Annotated in this window: 16 protein-coding genes; 8 read left to right on the top strand and 8 right to left on the bottom strand. The window is 65.7% G+C overall.

Going from position 1 to position 18,462, the window contains the following annotated elements; translation table 11 throughout:
- Positions 1–25: 25 nt before the first annotated feature.
- The 4 genes from K0B96_RS13315 to modA form a co-directional block, all read right to left on the bottom strand.
- The gene (locus K0B96_RS13315; protein WP_220161377.1) at positions 26–346 is read right to left on the bottom strand and encodes a hypothetical protein; all 321 of its coding nucleotides are present in this window, start codon (positions 344–346) and stop codon (positions 26–28) included.
- 31 nt (positions 347–377) lie between these two features.
- On the bottom strand, positions 378–1,874 hold the full coding sequence (locus K0B96_RS13310; protein ID WP_220161376.1) for an exo-alpha-sialidase: 1,497 nt from the start codon (positions 1,872–1,874) through the stop codon (positions 378–380).
- 64 nt (positions 1,875–1,938) lie between these two features.
- Positions 1,939–2,634: a molybdate ABC transporter permease subunit gene (gene modB, locus K0B96_RS13305; RefSeq protein WP_220161375.1), complete on the bottom strand. Its 696-nt coding sequence runs from the start codon at positions 2,632–2,634 to the stop codon at positions 1,939–1,941.
- Positions 2,635–2,700: 66 nt separating this feature from the next.
- Positions 2,701–3,510: a molybdate ABC transporter substrate-binding protein gene (gene modA / locus K0B96_RS13300; RefSeq protein WP_220161374.1), complete on the bottom strand. Its 810-nt coding sequence runs from the start codon at positions 3,508–3,510 to the stop codon at positions 2,701–2,703.
- 46 nt (positions 3,511–3,556) lie between these two features.
- On the opposite strand from modA, the gene K0B96_RS13295 reads away from it, so the two are divergent.
- Positions 3,557–4,708, top strand: coding sequence for a CobW family GTP-binding protein (locus tag K0B96_RS13295; RefSeq protein WP_255558667.1), 1,152 nt, complete (start codon positions 3,557–3,559; stop codon positions 4,706–4,708).
- Positions 4,709–4,820: 112 nt separating this feature from the next.
- Complete coding sequence (locus tag K0B96_RS13290) at positions 4,821–5,927, top strand: DUF481 domain-containing protein (RefSeq protein ID WP_220161373.1); 1,107 nt, start codon at positions 4,821–4,823, stop codon at positions 5,925–5,927.
- Positions 5,928–6,083: 156 nt separating this feature from the next.
- Here K0B96_RS13290 and K0B96_RS13285 read toward each other — a convergent pair whose 3' ends face one another.
- The 3 genes from K0B96_RS13285 to K0B96_RS13275 form a co-directional block, all read right to left on the bottom strand.
- Positions 6,084–7,319, bottom strand: coding sequence for a toll/interleukin-1 receptor domain-containing protein (locus K0B96_RS13285; RefSeq protein ID WP_220161372.1), 1,236 nt, complete (start codon positions 7,317–7,319; stop codon positions 6,084–6,086).
- A 78-nt stretch (positions 7,320–7,397) separates the two neighbouring features.
- Entirely contained in the window at positions 7,398–8,477 is a 1,080-nt protein-coding gene (locus K0B96_RS13280; protein ID WP_220161371.1) for a WD40 repeat domain-containing protein, read from the bottom strand.
- Positions 8,478–8,684: 207 nt separating this feature from the next.
- Positions 8,685–9,548: a formate/nitrite transporter family protein gene (locus tag K0B96_RS13275; protein ID WP_220161370.1), complete on the bottom strand. Its 864-nt coding sequence runs from the start codon at positions 9,546–9,548 to the stop codon at positions 8,685–8,687.
- A 412-nt stretch (positions 9,549–9,960) separates the two neighbouring features.
- Here K0B96_RS13275 and coxB point away from each other — a divergent pair, with 412 nt between their 5' ends.
- Genes coxB through K0B96_RS13245 form a run of 6 tightly spaced genes read left to right on the top strand, consistent with a single transcriptional unit; the run spans position 9,961 to position 16,104 of the window.
- Positions 9,961–10,923: a cytochrome c oxidase subunit II gene (gene coxB, locus K0B96_RS13270; protein ID WP_220161369.1), complete on the top strand. Its 963-nt coding sequence runs from the start codon at positions 9,961–9,963 to the stop codon at positions 10,921–10,923.
- Entirely contained in the window at positions 10,920–13,151 is a 2,232-nt protein-coding gene (gene ctaD, locus K0B96_RS13265; protein ID WP_220161368.1) for a cytochrome c oxidase subunit I, read from the top strand. Before coxB ends, ctaD begins: the two co-directional genes overlap by 4 nt.
- Entirely contained in the window at positions 13,148–13,927 is a 780-nt protein-coding gene (locus tag K0B96_RS13260; protein WP_220161367.1) for a cytochrome c oxidase assembly protein, read from the top strand. Before ctaD ends, K0B96_RS13260 begins: the two co-directional genes overlap by 4 nt.
- Positions 13,924–14,148 (top strand): hypothetical protein, encoded by a 225-nt coding sequence (locus K0B96_RS13255; RefSeq protein ID WP_220161366.1) that lies wholly within the window; start codon positions 13,924–13,926, stop codon positions 14,146–14,148. The genes K0B96_RS13260 and K0B96_RS13255 overlap by 4 nt, the downstream gene beginning before the upstream one ends.
- Entirely contained in the window at positions 14,129–14,668 is a 540-nt protein-coding gene (locus K0B96_RS13250; RefSeq protein ID WP_220161365.1) for a QcrA and Rieske domain-containing protein, read from the top strand. Before K0B96_RS13255 ends, K0B96_RS13250 begins: the two co-directional genes overlap by 20 nt.
- Positions 14,665–16,104 carry a cytochrome b N-terminal domain-containing protein gene (locus tag K0B96_RS13245; protein WP_220161364.1) on the top strand — a complete coding sequence of 480 codons (1,440 nt, stop codon included), beginning with the start codon at positions 14,665–14,667 and terminating at the stop codon, positions 16,102–16,104. Before K0B96_RS13250 ends, K0B96_RS13245 begins: the two co-directional genes overlap by 4 nt.
- Before the next feature lie 204 nt (positions 16,105–16,308).
- On the opposite strand, the gene K0B96_RS13240 is transcribed toward K0B96_RS13245, so the two are convergent.
- Positions 16,309–18,447 carry an Ig-like domain-containing protein gene (locus K0B96_RS13240; RefSeq protein ID WP_220161363.1) on the bottom strand — a complete coding sequence of 713 codons (2,139 nt, stop codon included), beginning with the start codon at positions 18,445–18,447 and terminating at the stop codon, positions 16,309–16,311.
- Positions 18,448–18,462: the final 15 nt, after the last annotated feature.

Genomic DNA, 18,462 nt, shown 5'->3' with positions numbered 1-18,462 from the left:
GATGCGCGAAAACGACAGGCAGGATTCAGGAGCCGGGTGGACCGCGCTCGGGCAAACGCAGAAAGCGCGGGGCGACGAGAAAGATTTCGCGGACGGGGCGGGGTGCGACGAGCGCGTGTATGACCGGCGCTGCAATCAGCACCGCGGCGGCGAGCAACGGCTCGATGCCTTGGGCGAAGAGGGAGACGACGCAGCCTTGTTCGCCGGCGTGATCAGGTGTGGCGGCGTGGAGTCGCGCGTGCAGCGCGGGACTGACCGCCAGAATCGTGAGCGCGAGGACGATCAACGCGGCGGCGACCGCGAGCGTGCGGCGCAGGAACGAAGGGCGGTGAGAACGCGAAATCACGAGTGGTGAAGACTGATTTGTAGCAAACGCGTCAAGAGGACTGCGCTGCGCCGATCGTTTTCACGGCGAAAAGCCACCACGTGCGGCCGCGCCGCTCGATACGGCCGAGGATGGTTTGTCCCACGGCGAGGGCTCGGAACGTGGCGTCGTCGACGGTGAACTCCATGGTCATCGCCTGCATGACGCCGGGAATCGCGTCATGTTTCACGAGGACCGTGTGGCGCGCGGGAGTGAGGGAAACGACTTCGCCGCGCAGCGCAAAACCGCGGGCGGCGGCGGCTTCGGCTTCATCGCAGGGCGCGCATGGCGCACGGCCCGCGAGAGCGGAAAGGGGCGGCAGCGTGAGGAGGGTGGCGGCGAGGCCGTCGTCGGTGCCGTAAACGGCGACCACCTGCGCGGGGGTTTGGTCGTAATCTTTTACCAAGGCGAGGCGGGGAAAGCCGAGCGCGCGCACGTCGTTCGCCGGTGCGAGGGCGACGGGTTCACCGAGCTCGTCCTGCGGCGAAACGCGGCGGGCATAGAGGGTGGCGGGACGCTTTTCCGACGGGTCAGCCGCTTCGATCCACGAGACGACGCGGGTGCCGTCGCGGAGGCTGACGATATCGGGCCGACCGACGGCGCGGCGCAGCTCGACGCGTTGCGGCATGGTGAAGCGTTCACCGGCGTCGGGGGAAAAGGAGGTGAGCACGCGAGGGTCGTGGTCGGCGGCGGTAAACCAGATGGCGGCGACGTGGCCGCCGACGGCGGAGAGGCGCGGGCCGTCGACCGGGCAGCCGTCAAGGTGCCAGCCGTCTTCGTTGAGCGGAGTTGGTTCGCTCCATTCACCGTCGGTGAAACGTGCGACGGCGATATCACGCACTTCTTCGGAGGAGCGATCGCGATAGGCGACGAGGGCGGAGCCGTCGGGAAACGCAAGAAGCGCGGGGGCGCAACAATCGCAGACGCGTTGATCGACGGCGTCTGCGGTGGCGCCGGTGGCCAAGGGGCGGATGGAGAGTTGCGTGGGGCCGCCGGGATGGGCGCGGCCATCGAGCCACGCCGAGAAAGCGCGGCCTTGGGGCGAGAGCGCGACGGCGGGAAATTCGACGGTGGCGGAGGCGGTGGTGAGGGGCTCCGGTGCCGACCAGGTGGTGCCGGCGTCGGAGCTGCGGCTGACCCAGGCGGAAATGTTTTTCGCATCGGGCGGGGTGGTCCAGACGGCGGCGAGTTGACCATTGTTGGCGGCGGCGAGTTGGGGCGGCGCGGTGCGATCGGACGCGAACGCGCGGGTGGTGGCGATCGTGTGCGGAGCGGTCCACTGGCCGGTCGCGGCATCGTAGCGCGCGATCCGCAAGGCGGCCTGCGCCTCGCCCGCGGGTTCGAGCCAGCTCAGATAAACAGCGCCGTCGGGCGACGTGGCGAACGCGGGCGCGCTCGCGTGGGGCGCGCCGGGGGCGGGGAGGGCGGCAAGGTGAAGCGAGGCATCGGCCGCCGCGGCGGAGGCGGTGAGGAAGGTGGAGCAGAGAACGAGGGCGACGACGCGAAGCATGGCAGGCGGACGTTAAACGTGAATTGGCCCGAGCGGGAGGAAAATGGTGTCGGGGACGCAAAGGTCAGCGCGCGCGGCGTTGCAGCAGCGTGACCAGAAACAGCAGGATGAAGGAGACCGCGAGAAGGACTGCGGCGAGGCCGTGGGCTTGAGCGTAATCGAGACGTTGCACTTCGTCGTAGAGGGCGATGCTGGCGACTTTGGTGACGCCCGGGATCGAGCCGCCGATCATCAGCACGACGCCAAATTCACCGAGCGTGTGGGCGAAGCCGAGCGTGAGGCCGGCGAGCAGGCCGCGCCAGGCGAGGGGAATGTGCAGGCGAAGAAAAACCCGCCACGGGGAAGCGCCGCTCGCTGCGCCGGCGTCGAGCAAGTCATGCGGTACGGAGCGGAGTGCGGCTTGAAACGGTTGCACGGCGAAAGGCAGCGAATAAATCACCGACGCGATGACGAGGCCGGTGAACGAAAACGCGAGCGGCAGGCCGACGACCGCGCGCCACCAGGAGCCGGGTGCGTGTTGGGGGGAAAACGCGAGCAGCAGATAGAAGCCGATGACGGTGGGAGGCAGGACGACGGGCAGCGTGACGAATGTTTCGAGGATCGGCGCGAGGCGGCAGCGGGTGCGGTTAAGCCAACGCGCGAGCGGGAGCCCGATCACGCCGAGAATGATCGTCGTGCAAGCCGCGAGGCGAAGTGTCAGCCCGAGGCTTTGCCAGAGCGGAGCGGAAAGGCCGAGGAAGGTGGACGCGGCGTCGGACACGGAGAGCGGCGAGCGTTCCACAACCCGCCGGCAAGCTCCAGTGAATCTTCGTGGGGCGGGGCGGCGTCAGCTCGCAGGCGACGTGGCGGGCGGCGCGACGGGCGCGACGGCACCGGCGGGGGGAATGCCATAGCCGAAGCGGGTGAAAATTTCGCGCGCCGCCGGGCTGACGAGAAACGCGAGATAACGGCGGGCGGCGGCGTTTTCGCGTCCGAACGTCGTGAGCACGGCGGCTTCGGTGATCGGCGAGTAAAGTTCGAGCGGGACTTCGAGATAGCGGCCTTTGCCCGTGAGCTCGGGCGAGACGACGAGCGAAAGAGCGACGAACCCGCAATCGGCGTTGCCGGACTGCACGAATTGAGCCGCTTGCGAGACGCTGTCGCCGATCACGATTTTCCCCTGCACCTCCGACCAGACTTCGAGTTTGCGCAGCGCTTCGCGGGCGGCACGGCCGTAGGGCGCCGTCTCGGGTTGGGCGAGGGCGACTTTGTGCACGGCGGTGTTGCGCATGAGGACGCCGACGGAACCGAGGTCGAGTTCGGGGCGCATCGTCCAGACGACGAGGCGGCCCACGGCGAAAGGCGTGAGTGTGCCGGCGGCGGCGTCGCCGCTGGTGAGTAGCGTGCGCGGGTAAGCAAGATCGGCGGAGAGGAAGACGTCGTAAGGGGCGCCGTTGCGGATCTGGGCGACGAGGTTGCCGGAGGCGGCGGTGGTGACGACGACGGTGGTGCCGGGCTCGGTGGCGCGGAAGGCGGCGTTGAGGGCGTCGAGGGCGTAAACGAGGTTGGCGGCGGCGGCGACGGAGACGCGGTCGGCGGCGGCGAGCGCGGCGGCGGTCGCGAGAAAAAATGCGAAGCGGCGCGCGAAGGTGAGCATGGGTTGAAGCGTGCCTTTTTCTGGCCACGATGGAAGCCTGCGCAAGATGGTCCCGCCCTCAGATTCTCCCCGATCGCGTCCGCCGGTGACGGTGTTGAGCGGTTTCCTCGGCGCGGGCAAAACGACGTTGCTGCGGCACCTGCTGGGGCAGGCGGAGGGGCGCCGGTGGGCGGCGATCGTGAACGACGTGGCGGCGATCAACATCGATGCGGCGCTGGTCGCGGCCGCCGGGGCGCAACGGGTGGTGCCGCTCGGGAACGGTTGCGTGTGCTGCACGGTGCGCGACGAACTGGCGGAGACGTTGGCGGAACTGGCGGCCACGGGGGATTACGCGCATGTGTTTGTGGAGGCGACGGGGGTGGCCGATCCGCGGTCGATCGTGCGGCTGTTTACGCGGACCAATCCCTTCGGACGGAAGCTGGATGATTTTGCGCAGTTGAGTGCGTTGGTGACCGTGGTCGATGCGCGGCAGTTCGAGGTGGAGGAACGCAAGTCGCGCGACGGGAGAAAGAGGGCGGCGAGCGGCGTGAAACCGGTGTTTGATTTGATGTTGGAACAGGTCGAGTGCGCGGACGTGGTGGTGTTGAACAAGTGCGACGTCGCCACGGCGGAGGCGGTGCGGCGCGTCGAAGCGTTGGTGCGCGCCGTCAATGCGCGCGCGGAAATCTGGCGCGTGGCCCAAGGGCGCGTGGCGGCGGCGGAGGTGGTCGGGCGGGTGCGCTTTCAAGCGGACGTGACGCCGGGCGCGGCGGAATGGGTGCGATTGCTGGGCGGCGCGGCGCGCCACGCGGCGGTGCGAACGGGGCCGGCGGTGGCGGGGCGGCATGAGGCGGCGTTTGGCATCACGAGCTTCGTTTACGAGGAGCGGCGGGCGTTCGCGGAGGAGAAATTGCGGGCGTGGTTCGAGGCGGCGTTGCCGGAAGGGTTGTTGCGGGCGAAGGGCTTCTTCTGGGTGCGCGAGCGCGCGGCGGACATGGGGTTTGCCTCGGTGGCGGGTGGCGCGGCGCGTTTGGAGTTTATCGGCACGTGGGCGGCGGCTTTGCGTGAGCGCGGGGTGGTCACGGACGCGGAGATTCCGCCGAGCACGCGGGAGCGCTGGGCGGAGCCGCACGGGGATCGTCGGCAGGAGTTGGTGTTTATCGGCGTGACTCTGCCGGAGGCGGAAATTCGGGCGGGGCTGGCGGCCTGCCTGGTGTGAGCCGGCGGGAAAATTATTTCAGCGCAGGGCCGAGCGGCGGTTGAAGGCGGGCGGGACTGTGCATTAGTTGGAGCGGCATTAGCGCGCCGCGCGGGCCATCGCTGAAAATTTCATGAAACTCTGTGAACGCCCATACGTCGAAACGCGCGTGTCAGATCTGATGCGGCGGACTTGGAAATCAGCGGTGTGGTCATTGGCGTTGCTCGTGGGCAGCGCGGGCTGGGCGCGGGCGGCAGACGCGAGCGGCACGGTCGTGCCTGTTCCGGCCAAACCGGCGCTGGATGAACTGGTTTACAACGATGGTGATCGGGTGGGCGGGCATCTGGTGGAGAAGGCGGGCGACGTGATTGTGTTTCGGTCGGAGCGTTTCGGGTTGTTGCGCGTGCCCGTGAAGGATGCGGAAGTGATTTTGGCGGAGAAGCCGAAGGAGGTTGTCGCGGCGAAAACGCCGCCGGCGCCGGGCGTGACGGCGGAAGAGGCGGAGGAAGAGTCGACGTTCTGGCTGGCGCGGGCACCGTTTTCGCCGCGGGCGATGGCGTTGGCGTTGCGCAAATATTTTGGCGCGTGGCACGGCCGGTTCTCGTTTTCGGCGGACATGGCCTCGGATACGGCGACGCGCAACAGCGCGATGGTCGAGGCGAAGGTGCAGCGCAAATGGACGAGCGACGAGGTGCAGATCAACGGGCGTTACGATTTCAGTTCGGTGGATAACTCGCGCTCGACGGATATCGTGAGGGCGAACGCTTCCTACCGGCACGATCTGCCGCACAAGTTGTTCTTCACCTACCGGCCGACGATCGAGTGGAACCGGGCGTATTTCATCAACAACGTGCCGGCGGATTACGTGCTGTTGCAGGAGGAGCTCGGCGTCGGTGTGAATCTCGTGAACACGACGGCGCACAAGGTGCGCGTGGGTGTTTCCGAGAACGTGTTCGATTCGTGGCAGCTCACGCAGGGCGGGCACAACGAGCGCAACATCGAGTCGCTCTTCGGCGAGTGGGAGGCGAAGTTGCCGTGGCGCATCACGCTCAACGATCGTGCGGTGTATTACTACGCGCTCGCGAATCAGGACGCGGGTTGGGAGAATCGTTTCGAGATCAATAAGAAGTTGACCGAGACGCTCACCGTCGGCGTGCGCCATGAGGTGCGTTACAACAATCCGGATGTGCGGGCGTCGGATTACCGGTTGCTGCGCTTGATGATCGGCTTCGATTTCTGAACGGGCGCGGGGCGTCCGAGCGGAGTGCGCGACACCGTCGCCGACGGGCCGTCGCGATCGAACTGTCCACCCGCTGATGCGCTGCGCCACGGCGGCAGCGGGTGACGGTGAGAGTGCGCGAAACGGCGAGGCGCTCCGCGACGACGGAGCGTGGAACTACGGCGCCGGGGCCGCGGTGAAATCGATGTGCTGAAGCACGTCGTCGGCGAGCGCGCGACCGACGGCGGCCGCTGCGCTGCGGTCGGCGGTGCGCGTGGTCTGCCAGATCACTTTGCCCGTGGCACTTTCGTAGAGCTTCACCTCGAGGGCAAAGTTGTCGCCTCCTGCCGGGCGGGCGACGCCGGTAAGAAACCACCGGCATTTTAGAACGGCCGAGCGCGCGACGACATCGGCGTCGGTGTAGGTGGGCGGCAACGCCATCGCGCCGACGGAAACCTCGTCTTCGTGGCCGGCGGCTTCGAGTTGGGCATGCAGGGCGCTGAACGCGCCGAGAGCGGTGGATTTGAGCGCGGCGTCGGTGCTCGCGAAAGCCACGACGGCCAGCGGTCGGCCGCTCTGGAGGGTGTCGATCGCAGTGCCGGCGGCGGCGATGATTTTGTCGGAAAGAGCGTCGCCCTCGAGGGCGGCCCGCGTGCGGTTGGCTTTGTCGATGACGTGAGCGGCGGAGCGTTCGCGGGCGGGCGCGGAATCCTGACGGGCGCGGAAGAAAGCGCTGATGGCTTTTGAAATGATCAGCACGACGAGCAGAATCCGGATCCAGCGGGGCAGGCGCAGGCAAAGGGCGGTGGCGAAGCGGCCGAGCCAGACGACGAGATCGTAGGCGAAGCGTAGGCGGTGACCGGCTTCAGGAAACGCGGGGAAGACGGGCAACTCGCGGAGGCGAGAGGACGCGGGGTCGCGGGAGGCGGAGCCGATTTTGGGCGGCGCACTGCGGCGGCTGCCTGGCACGGGTGGGGCAGACGGGCCGGCGGCGAGGCGACGGGCGAGCGCGGCGAGTTGCGGCGTCGCGACACCGCCCGGGCAGCGGAGCCATTGGACGGTGGAGAATTTTTCGGGGACGCGGGCTTGATACTCCGGGGTGTCGTCGATCACGACGGGCACGAGAAAGGTGACGTCGTCGGCGAGATCGAGGGTGCGTTCGACGGCGAGGCGCCATTCGCGGCGGAAGTAGCCTTCGCTGCGCATCTCGGTTGTGGCGGAGATGACCGGCAGAAAATAGGTGCAGGTGCGGATTTGCTGGCGGATTTTCGCATCCCACGCTTCGCCGCCGGCGAGTTCCTCTTCGTCGAACCAGACATCCAGGCCGGCGTCGGCCATGGTGTGACCGAGCAAGCGGGCCTGCGCGCGATCGGCCGAGGCGTAGCTGATGAAAATGGAAAACGAAGAATCCATGTGGCCTGGAGCGCTCGGCATGGTGAGGCGGCGACGTTCACGAGCGACGCCGCCGGGGTCAAGCTACGGCAATGGGGATCAGGCTTCGGCGCGAAGGACGTAGACGATGCCCTTTTCGCTGCCGATGGCCAGGTGGCGGTCGTCGGGCGACCACGCGAGTTTCGTGGCGGCGACGGGCATTTTGACGGTGGCGCGAAGCGGTTGCTTGCGCTCGGGACTCCAGATCATCACGACGCCATCCTTTGCGGCGGTGGCGAGGAGGTTGTGGTTGTGTTGAAATGCCACGGCGCAGACGGGCGCTTCGTGCGGAAGCATCGCGGGTTCGCGGCCTTCGGGGCCGGCGCCGCTGCAATCCCAGAGGCAGGCTTCGCGGCCGCCGCTGGTCGCGAGCCAGCGGGAGGCCTGGTCGAAGGAGAGCTGGGTGACCTTGGTTTCGTAGCCGCTCATCTGGAGTTCCACGTCCTCTTCGGGAATCCAGAGGTGGACAGAGGGGTCTTGATTGCCGGAGACCAGCCAGCGGCCGTCGGGCGACCAGACGAGGGCGACGATGCCGTTGCCGTAAGTGAAGGTTTTCTGCGCGAGAAAATCATCGGTGTCCCAGAGGGCGACGCCGCCGAAATACGCAGAAGCGACCGCTCCGCCGGCGGGATGCGCGGCGAGGGCGGAGATGGTTTTTGGCGCGAGGGGAAACGTGTGGGCGACGGAGGCGTCGGCGCGCAACGCGGCGAGTTGGCGGCCGGCGGCGGCGAAGAGGAGGGGCGCGCCGGCGGACGATGCCGCGGGGGCGGACGGGGCGCACCAAGCGAGGTGTTCGACCCAGGCGGAGCCGAGCGCGGCGGTGGCGGTGTGCTGGCCGGCGACGGCATCCCAGAATTTCACGGCGCCATCCTGACCGCCGGTGGCGAGCAACGCGGACGCGGCAGCAGGCGCGGTGTTCGCCGGAGCGCCGGCGGGAGTGCGGGGCGCGGGCAGCCACGCGAGGCAGTTGGTGCCGTCGTCATGCCCCGGCAGGAGATGGCGCAGGGCGCCGTCGTCGGCGGCGAAAAGAGACACCGGACCTGAGGCGGACACAGCGGCGAGTTGCGTGCCGTCGGGCGACCAAGCGAGGTCGATGGCGTAATCGTCGAGCGTCGCGGCCCAGTGTTTGGTCAGTTGCATGACATAAGCACAGAGCACGCAGCGGACGCGGAGAAGGCAAAAGTGCGGAGGGCCGCGAGATGCGTGGAAGAAAGCAGTGAATCACGAATGGACACTAAAAACGCGAATAAGAATCCCCGGGGATTGATGCTGCCGCCACGGCTGCTGCATTCGAGCCCGGATGGGTGCAGTCGCGTGGTTGCCCGAGAGGCGGTGCCGGGAGGATTGCTACGGCTTCGGCGGATGGAGTGACCGGGAGGCGCGCGCGCGCTTGGGTTTCGCGGTTTCGGCGAGTTCGGCGTGGGCGAGGGCGGCCACGAGCGCGACGCCGCCGACCACGTTGCCCAAGAATGTGGGCACCATGAATCCGCCGAGGCACACGCCGAGGGAAACCTGGCCCGTGATCAGGAGGTAGAACGCCGAGACCGACTCGGCGATAATATGCGGAAAGGGGCCGAGCCCGACGAGGTAGGCGATGACCACAATGATCCAGACGCGGGCGGTTTCGGCGAAGGGCAGAAGCCAGACCATCAACGCAATCAGCCAGCCCGCGATCACGGCGCGAATCATCACGGGCCAGAAAGGCCCGCGCGGCATTTCTTCGCCGAGTTTGTCGAACACGGCGTGCATCGCGGGCGGAAATGCGCCGCTGTAGGCGAGCATCCAAGCGAACAAGAGTGCCCCGACCAGATTGGCGACGAGCACGATGACCCAGAGGCGGGCGACATGCCAGAGACCGGCGTGGCTGCGGCGGTTGAGCAGCGGCAGAATCACGGTGAGCGTGTTTTTGGAGAACAGCTGCTGTCGCCCGAGGATCACGATCACAAAGCCGATGCTGTAACCGATCTTGCTGACGGCAGAGGTCCACACGGCGGGCGGGAGATGCTGCAGGAGCAACGCTTCGGCGAGAAACGAGAATCCCATTGAAAGCCCCGCGGCGAGACCGGACCAAGCGAGGGCGCGGGCGGGGCGGCTCAGTTCGTGTTCACCTTCGCGATAAATCGCTTCGTAAACGATTTCGCCGGGAGGCGCGACGCGGTTTTCGACCTGTGCTTCTTCGCGTTCTTTGGCGGCGGGGGTGTCTGATTTCATGGCGGGGACGAGCGCGGCAAAGGTAGATGGGAAAGGAAAGGGCGGTGGCGGGAAACGAGGACGCGCTATCATAGACGAGTGGAGGGCGAAGGTTATCAGGGCGGGCCATGAGCGCGCGTTGGGAGCTTTCCTCCCGACGACGCGTCCGGCGCGACGGCCGTGCGCGGCTGAGCCGGCGCTTGGAGGCGGTTCAACCGAGACTTGCGTAACGGACTAAGTCCGCCCAGCGCCGCGGCGGTGATGGCGCACACCAACGAGACGGAAAATTCTCTGGCGCTCCCGGGAGCATCGGTCTTCGTTTTAGGTCCAAAGCGCGTTGCGCTTATCGCGCGGCCCGCCCGCTGACCCGTTTCGGATCAACCGCCGCCTGCGCTCGTCACCGAAATCAAGATGAACCCGCTGTTTCGCTCCGATGCCGTCTGATCCCGAATCAGTCCTGCCGATCGGTGCCGCGCTGCGGGTGCTGGCGCCCGAATCGCCGCAGGCGCACGCCATGTTCAATCTCGGCGTGGTGACGGCGATCATCCTCGGTGCCATTTTTGTGATCGTGGCGGGTCTCATCGTGTATGCGCTGATGCGATTTCGCTGGCGGGAGGGGGAACCCGAGCCGGTGCAACTCGCGGGCAATCTCAAGATCGAGATTATTTGGACCGCGATTCCCTGCGCGATCGTGGCGGCGTTGTTTATGCTCACCGCACGCGCCATGAGCCTGGCCGATCCGCCGCCGGCGCCGGCGCCGGACTTGATTGTTACGGGGCATCAGTGGTGGTGGGAAGTGCGCTATCCCGAGTCGGGCGTGGTGACCGCCAACGAAATCCATCTGCCGGTGGGCCGGCCATTTTCCGTGAAGCTAGAGTCGAGCGATGTGTTGCACGAATTCTGGGTGCCGGAGCTGGCGCGAAAAATCACCGCGGTGCCGGGTCATCCAAATCACCTTTGGCTCGAGGCCGATCGCACGGGCACGTTTCTCGGGATCTGCTCGGAGTTTTGCGGCACGCAACACGCGTGGATGCACTTTTCGGTGATCGTGGAATCGCCGGCGGATTTCGCGGCGTGGCAAAAAGCGCAACTCCGGCCGGCGGCTGCGCCTGCGGCCGGGGCGGCCGCGGAGGGACTCGCGTTGTTTGCGCGAACGAGTTGCCTGAGTTGCCACGCGATTGCGGGCACGGCGGCGCGTGCGCGCGTCGGCCCCGATCTCACGCATTTCGCGAGCCGCCGCCACTTGGGCGCCGGCATCGCGGCGAATACGGCGGCCAATCTTCGGCGCTGGCTTACGAATCCGCAGGAGGTGAAGCCGGGCGTGAAGATGCCTGACTTCAAGTTTACCGACCAGCAGGTCACGCAGCTCGTCGCTTATCTGGAGACGCTCCAATGAACGAAGTCGCGAGCGCATTGGATCGGGCTGGTCTGCTCACCGCCGCCGAGCGCGAGCATTGGAAAATCGCCTGGCTCTCGACCGTCGACCACAAGCGCATCGGGATCCTTTATCTGGTGACGGCGCTGTTCTTCTTCGTGGTGGGCGGCGTCGAGGCGTTGTTGATCCGGTTGCAACTGGCGACGCCGGTCAGCTCCCTGCTCGCGCCGGATACGTATAACATGCTGTTCACGATGCACGGCACGACGATGATTTTTCTCGTCGCGATGCCGGCGCTTTTCGGCCTCGCGAACTACGTGGTGCCGTTGCAGATCGGCGCGCGCGACATGGCGTTTCCGCGCCTCAACGCGTTCAGCTTCTGGCTGGTGCCGTTCGGGGGCATCCTGCTGCATTTCAGTTTTCTCACGGGGGGAGCGCCGGCCGTCGGCTGGTTCGCCTACGCGCCGTTGAGCGAGACGCCGTATTCGCCGCAACTGGGCGTGGATTACTGGGCGCTGGCGTTGTTGGTGCTCGGCATCGGCTCCGTCGGCACGTCGATCAATCTGCTGGTGACGGTGCTGAGCCGGCGGGCGCCGCACATGACGTTGCGCCGTCTGCCGCTGTTTTCGTGGATGATTCTGGTCAACTCCTTCCTCGTCATCATCGCGTTGCCGGTGCTCAACGCCGGATTGGCGATGCTGCTGATCGACCGACAACTCGGCGGGCACTTTTTTCTGCCGTCGGGCGGCGGATCGGCGATCATGTGGCAGCACATCTTCTGGGCGTTCGGCCATCCGGAAGTCTATATCGTGGCGGTGCCGGCGTTCGGGATTTTGTCGGAGATCATCCCGGTGTTTTCGCGCAAACCGATCTTCGGCTACGAGTTCGTGGCGGGCTCCACAGTGGCGATCGCCTTTCTGAGTTTGTTGGTGTGGGCGCACCACATGTTCACGGTGGGCCTGGGGCACGCGGTGGATTTGTTCTTCGTTGCGTCGAGCATGTTGATCGCGATTCCGACGGGGATCAAAGTCCTCGCGTGGGCGGCGACCATGCTCGGCGGGCGTATCCGCCTGGATACACCCATGCTGTTCTGCGTGGCGGCGCTGGCGCAATTTCTTCTCGCGGGTTTGACGGGGGTGAGTCTCGCGGTCGCGGCGCTCGATTGGCAGACGAAAAACAGTTACTACCTCGTGGCGCATTTTCATTTTGTTTTCGTCGGCCTGATCGTCTTCGCGATCCTCGGCGCGCTGCATTATTGGGTGCCGAAAATGAGCGGCCGGATGCTCTCGGAACGGATCGGAAAGTGGACGTTTTGGCTCATGGTGGCGGGTTTCAATCTGACGTTCATTCCGCAGCATTTGCTGGGCCTGGCCGGCATGCCGCGCCGCGTCTTCACCTATCCTGATCTGCCGGGATGGGAGGGGATGAATCTGCTGTCCACCTTCGGTGCATTTTTGATGGCGGCGGCGGCAATATTGTTGGTGTGGAATCTCGGCGTGAGCCTGCTGCGCGGGAAGCTGGCGGGAGACAATCCCTGGCAGGCGTGGACGCTGGAATGGGCGACCACCTCGCCGCCGCCGCATGAAAATTTCCACGCGCTGCCGCCGATCCGCAGCCGGCGGCCGTTGTGGGATGTGGCGAATCCGGATCGGCCCGACCCGCCCGTGGGCACGAGAGGAAAGACGGACGCAATGGCGCCGGAAAAAAACCGCACGAGCATTATTGCCTTCATCATTTCCGAGACGGGGTTCTTCGGCGTGTTGATTCTGGCGTTTCTCTTCTACAACGCGATTCCCCAGCCGGGGCCGGGCCCGGCGGATTTGAAGCTGCTGAAGACCGGGTTCTTTACACTCTGTCTGCTGGCGAGCAGCCTGACGCTCTGGCGCGCCGAGGTCAGCGAACAGCGCGGGCAACCTCGCAAGCTGGCGGTCTGGCTCGGGACGACGCTGGTGCTGGGCGGTGTTTTCATCGTGGGGCAGGCGTGGGAATACTGGGATCTTTTCCACCACGGCGCGCGGGTGGATTCGAACCTGTTCGCCACCACTTTCTTCACGCTCACCGGGTTTCACGGATTGCATGTGTGCGTGGGCCTGATCGCGCTGTTAGTCGTCCTCTGGCTCGCCATGGCCGGTGATTTCCGCCGCCGCCATTCGCCGGCGCTGAAAGCCGTTGGGCTCTATTGGCATTTCGTCGACGCCGTCTGGGTCGTCGTTTTCACGGTCGTCTATTTGCTGCCCCGCTTCCGATGAACACTCGCGAATTCCTGCTCTCGGCGTGGACGTGCAACGTGCCCATTCTGGCGTGCGGCATGGCGGCGCTCGCGGCGTATCTCATCTGGTGTCGCGCTTCGCGGCGGCTGGCGTGGTTTGGGGCGGCGCTCGCGGTGGCCTGGCTCACGCTGCTTTCGCCGCTGAACGCGCTCGCGGATGGTTACCTGTTCAGCGCCCACATGGCGCAACATATCCTGCTGCTGTTGATCGTGCCGGCGTGCGTGCTGCTCAGCCTGCCTCGGGCGTGGTCCCTCGCGATGCGACCACGACTACTTCGGCACCCGTTGACCGGCTGGCTGGCGGGAGTGGGCGCGATGTGGTTCTGGCACGTGCCGGCGTTGTGCGACGCCGCGGTGGCTTCGCGGCCGGTCCACGCGTTGCAGACGGTGTCGTTGCTGGTGTTGGGTTGCCTGTTCTGGCGGCCGATTCTGGCGCCGCGTGAGGCGGAGCGGCTCGCGCCGCCGGCGGCAGTGCTCTATCTGTTCAGCGCCTGTGTGACGTGCAGCATTCTCGGAATCATCATCACGTTTTCGCCGGTGACAGTGTGCTCCGTTTACGCCGCGCCGGCGGCCGACCGTTTCGGTGTGATGGCAACGTTGCGCGACGGTTGGGGTTTCACGCCCGAGCGGGACCAACAAGTGGGCGGCCTGCTGATGTGGGTGCCGATGTGCCTGATTTATCTGGCGGCGATTTTCGCGCAGGTCGCGCGGTGGTTTGCCAGCACGCCTCGAACCGTGACGGGCGACACACCATGAACGCGCCGTCTTCGCCTCACACGCCGCCGGACTGGGAGCCGCTCCCGCCCGAAGTGCTGCCGCGCCCGACGTTCTTTCCCTCCGGGCTGGCGATGGGCACGACGTTCATTTTCTGGGGACTGATCACCTCGTGGGTGGTGCTGGTGGTGGGCGTCGGGCTCTTCATCGCTTCGCTCGCCGGATGGATCTCTGAAATTCGTCATGAACGAAACCAACCATAATCCCTCCACGCCGTGCGAAGGGTGCGCGGGAAAGGATCTCTCCCGCCGCGATTTCTTCGGACGACTTTCACTTGGATTGGCCGGACTTTGCGCGGCGATCTTGGGCGTGCCGCTCGTGGGCTTCATTTTTGCGCCGCTGTTTCGAAAGGTGAAGGAGTCGTGGATTGCGGTGGGGAAGGTCGATGACTTTCAAGTTGGGCAGACGATCAGCGTGCCGTTTCCCGATTCGTCGCCGTTGCCGTGGGCGGGCATCACCGCCAAGAGCGCGGCGTGGCTGCGGCGGGACAGCAGCGACCAGTTCACCGCGTTTTCCATTCACTGCACGCACATGGGTTGTCCGGTGCGCTGGCTCGCCGGCTCGAAGTTGTTCATGTGCCCGTGCCATGGCGGCGTTTATTATGCGGACGGGACCGTGGCCGCCGGTCCGCCGCCGTCACCGCTGGTACGCTACGAGGTGCGCATCGCGAGCGGCCAAGTGGAGATCAAAGCCGCACCGATTCCGATCACGACGACGCTATGAGAAACCCCTTTCGTTCCACGTGGCAGTGGCTCGATGACCGGCTGGGCATCACGGCGCTCATCGGCCCCTCGCTCCAGCACTTGGTGCCGCGCGATGCGCGCTGGTGGTATGTGTTTGGGAGTGCGACGCTGGTGGCGTTTATCGTGCAAGTGGTCACGGGCGTGGCGCTGGCGTTTTCGTATGTGCCGTCGTCGTCGCAAGCCTACGAGACGCTGGTGTTCATCACGCAAAACGCGCCGTTTGGAAACTTCCTGCGCGGGCTGCACTATTTCGGCGCCTCCGCGATGATGCTGATGGTGGGCGCGCACATGGCGCAGACGTTTCTCTTTGGATCGTATAAATTCCCGCGGGAGATGAATTGGGCGACAGGGGTTTTGTTGCTCGGCTTCACGCTGGTCATGGGGTTCACCGGCCAGCTCCTGCGGTGGGACCAGAATGCGACGTGGTCGGTGGTGGTGGCGGCTGAGCAGGTGGGCCGCGTGCCGCTCGTGGGCGACTGGCTGGCGCGATTCATTCTCGGCGGCAACAACATCGGCGGCGCCACGCTGAGCCGCTTTTTTGCGATCCACGTTTTCGTGATACCGGGGACAATGTTTCTGTTCATCGCCGCGCACTTGCGGCTGGTTTTGCGGCACGGCATCGCGGAGCCGCCGACGGCGGGCAAGCCGGTGGATCCGAAAACCTATCGCCAGGAATACGAGGCGCTGCTGCAGAAAAGCGGGCATCCGTTCTGGCCGGACGGAGCGTGGCGCGACTTCGTGTTCGGCACGGGTTTGATCCTGGCGATTGTGACGCTGGCGTTGGTGTTCGGTCCGCCCGCGCTCGATAAGCCGCCGGACCCGAGCATCCTCGCGGCCGATCCGCGCCCGGATTGGTATTTGCTGTGGTATTTCGCGGTGCTGGCGTTGATCCCACCGAAGATCGAAGGCTACGTGATGATCCTCGCACCGGCGTTGATCGGGATTCTGCTGTTGGCGGGACCGCTCCTCAATAACCGCGGCGAGCGAGCGCCGTCGCGGCGTCCCTGGGCCATCGCGGTGGTGTTGCTGAGCGTGCTCATGATCGGCTCGCTCTGGATTGCGGGCGCGCGTTCACCTTGGTCGCCAAATTTCGATCCCGTGCCGCTGACGCCGGCCATCATCGGCGCGGACAGCGGGCCGGTCTTTCGCGGTGCGCAATTGTTTCAGGAAAAGGCGTGCCTGAACTGTCATCTCATCGAAGGCCACGGTGGCCGGCGCGGGCCGAATCTCACGACGGTGGCGGACCGGCTGACGAAGAGCGATCTGATCATCCGCATCGTAAACGGCGGCGGAAACATGCCGGCCTTTGGGGCGACGCTGCATCCCGCAGAGATCGATGATCTGGTGGCGTTTCTTCTGTCGCGGAAATCACATCCCGCCGCCCCGGGAAAGCTGCCGGCGGGGTCCGTCCGCTGACGCACTTTCCCCCGCGCGGTTCGCGCCGACGTCTGCGCGGCGGCGCGCGAGAATCGCAAGTCTTGTCGGCGTCGGCCGGCGTAGCATCGGAACTGCGGCCGTTGCGATCGGTAGAACGCAAAGTCGCCGCGGACCGAAATCCGCGGCGACGCGCTGTCTGATCGGGTGACCGTCACGCCATGCAGGCGGACGAGTGACGCTGCACTATTGCACCGTGATAAAGATCGGCTGGGTGTAGGAGGAAGCGTTGAGGTTGTCGTAAGCTTTCGCGACGATCTGGTAGCGCCCCGGAGTGGCACTGCTCCAGTTGAACTGATACGGCGCGGCGGTCACAGAGCCTACACGCGTGGAGCCGACGAAGAAGTCGACCCGCTTGATTCCGTCGGGATCGTTCGCGGTGGCAGCGAGGGTGACGGTCGTGGATTTGTTGACCACGGCGTTGGCGAGCGGCGCATCGAGGGTGACGGCGGGCGGAGGATTCGAAGGATCGTTGAAACTAATGAAGATGAAGCCGGGGGCGGAGGTCGCCAGGCCGTCGTCGACGGTATAGCCGACGATCATGCAGCCGGTCACGCCGGGGGTCGGCGTGCAGACGAGGTTCGGCGCGGAACCGGTGAGCGTGCCGATGACGCCGACCTTCGTGAACGCGAACGCGAGCGGATCACCATCGGCGTCGGAGCCCGCGAGGGTGACGGCCGCGGGGGCGAGGCCGATGAGGTTGAGCGAGAACGGCTCCGCGACGGGCACGTGGTTTAAGGCGGGCGAGGTGTAGGTGGCACTCGTCTCAAGTGCGCCGAGATCGGGCTGAGCGCCGAGGACAGCGCGCGGAACGGACGATTGCGGGGCGGCGTAGGCCTGGTCGACGATGAAGCCTTTACCCAGCGCGGCGGGAGCGAGCGGACCGGCGGCGTCGATCGAATCGGACCCGCCGGTGAGATTGTAATCGGGGGAGATGAGCGACACGAAGTTGGGATTATTTTTACCGGCAAAATCGCCGACGATGAGATGAGCCCAGCCCGTGACGACGGTTTTGGAACCGTGGTTGATCCAGTTGGCCTGCGTGCCGGGGCTGACCCAGTTCATCCCGAGATCGATGGTCGTGACGGTGTTGGTGACGGCGAAATGGAACGCGTTATACACGTTGTTTTGGATCGCGGTGTCGGTGAAGAAGACGTTGTTGCGGACGTCGACTTTTTCGAGCGTGGCGGAGGCGCCGGTGTAGGCGGGATCGGTGAGGGAGAAAGCGCCGATGCCAGCGCGGTGATTGGCGATGGTGTTGTGATAAAAATACAGCGTGCCGCGGTGCTGGGTCGCGTAGGAGGAGGGACCGTTGCAAGCAGCGAACCAGACGAGGTTGCCGCCGAGCGAGCCGTCGGTCGCGGGCCGGAGCGTGACGATATTGCCATAGACGAAGGCGTCGCGGTAGTCGGCTTGGTGGTCGAGGTAGCCGGCGCCGCCTTGCGGGTCGAGGATGGCGAACACATCGCCGACGGTGGAGCTGTCGACCTCGTTGTAGCGGATGACGGTGCCGGACGAGCGGTCCTTGATCATGCAGCCGTGGCAGAACGGACGGAGCGAGCCGAAGCGGTTGTATTGGTAAACGACGCCCGCGGATTCGACGTAGATGTTATGCTCGGCGTAGCCGTTGGTCTGGCCGGCGATTGCGGGCTGGCCGTTGTCGTGGAGATAATTTTTCTCGATGAGGAGATCGGCGGAGGACTGGGCGGGGCCGTTCTTGGAGTTGGCGAAGATGCCGTTGCCGTTGAAACTGATTTCGCACCCGCGGATCGTGAGGTGTTGCGCGAACTCGATATAGATGCCGCACGCAAAATGATCGAAGAGGCGTGTGGCGCCGTGTTGATCGGTGAAATGGCGGACGCCCGACGGGTCGTAGAGGGCGTTGCGCAGATCGAGCGATTCGATCGTGATGTAAGAAGGAAACGTCTTGCCGTAAACGTAGCCGGCCGCGCGCGGGGAGACGATGATGAGGCCCCATGGTTCGAAGACGGCGCTGCGGAAGTCCACGTGCGGATCCATCACGGCACCGTCGCCATCGATGACCGGCAGCGCGCCCGTGACAGGATCGGGAATGCCGCGGATGAGGATGCCCCGCGCGGCGGTGCCGGAGGCGGAGAGCTGGATGATTTCGTGATAGCCGCCGGGCTTGGCGTTGATGTTCACGATATCGCCGGGCTGGAGGTAGGCCCACGGCACGCTGGCGAGCGTCGGAAGCTGGCCGGCGCCAAGGCCGACATCGTAAGTGGCCGCCCCGGCAAACGGGATGGCGCCAAGGAGCAGCGCGAGGGCGGCGCTCGGAAGGAGAGGAGGCAACGGGAGTTTCATGGGCGGAGGGAGAGG

The sequence above is a fragment of the Horticoccus luteus genome (genome assembly GCF_019464535.1).
Taxonomy (GTDB): domain Bacteria; phylum Verrucomicrobiota; class Verrucomicrobiia; order Opitutales; family Opitutaceae; genus Horticoccus; species Horticoccus luteus.
Note: the sequence above shows the minus strand (reverse complement) of the source record. Positions and strands in the feature narration are given on the sequence as shown.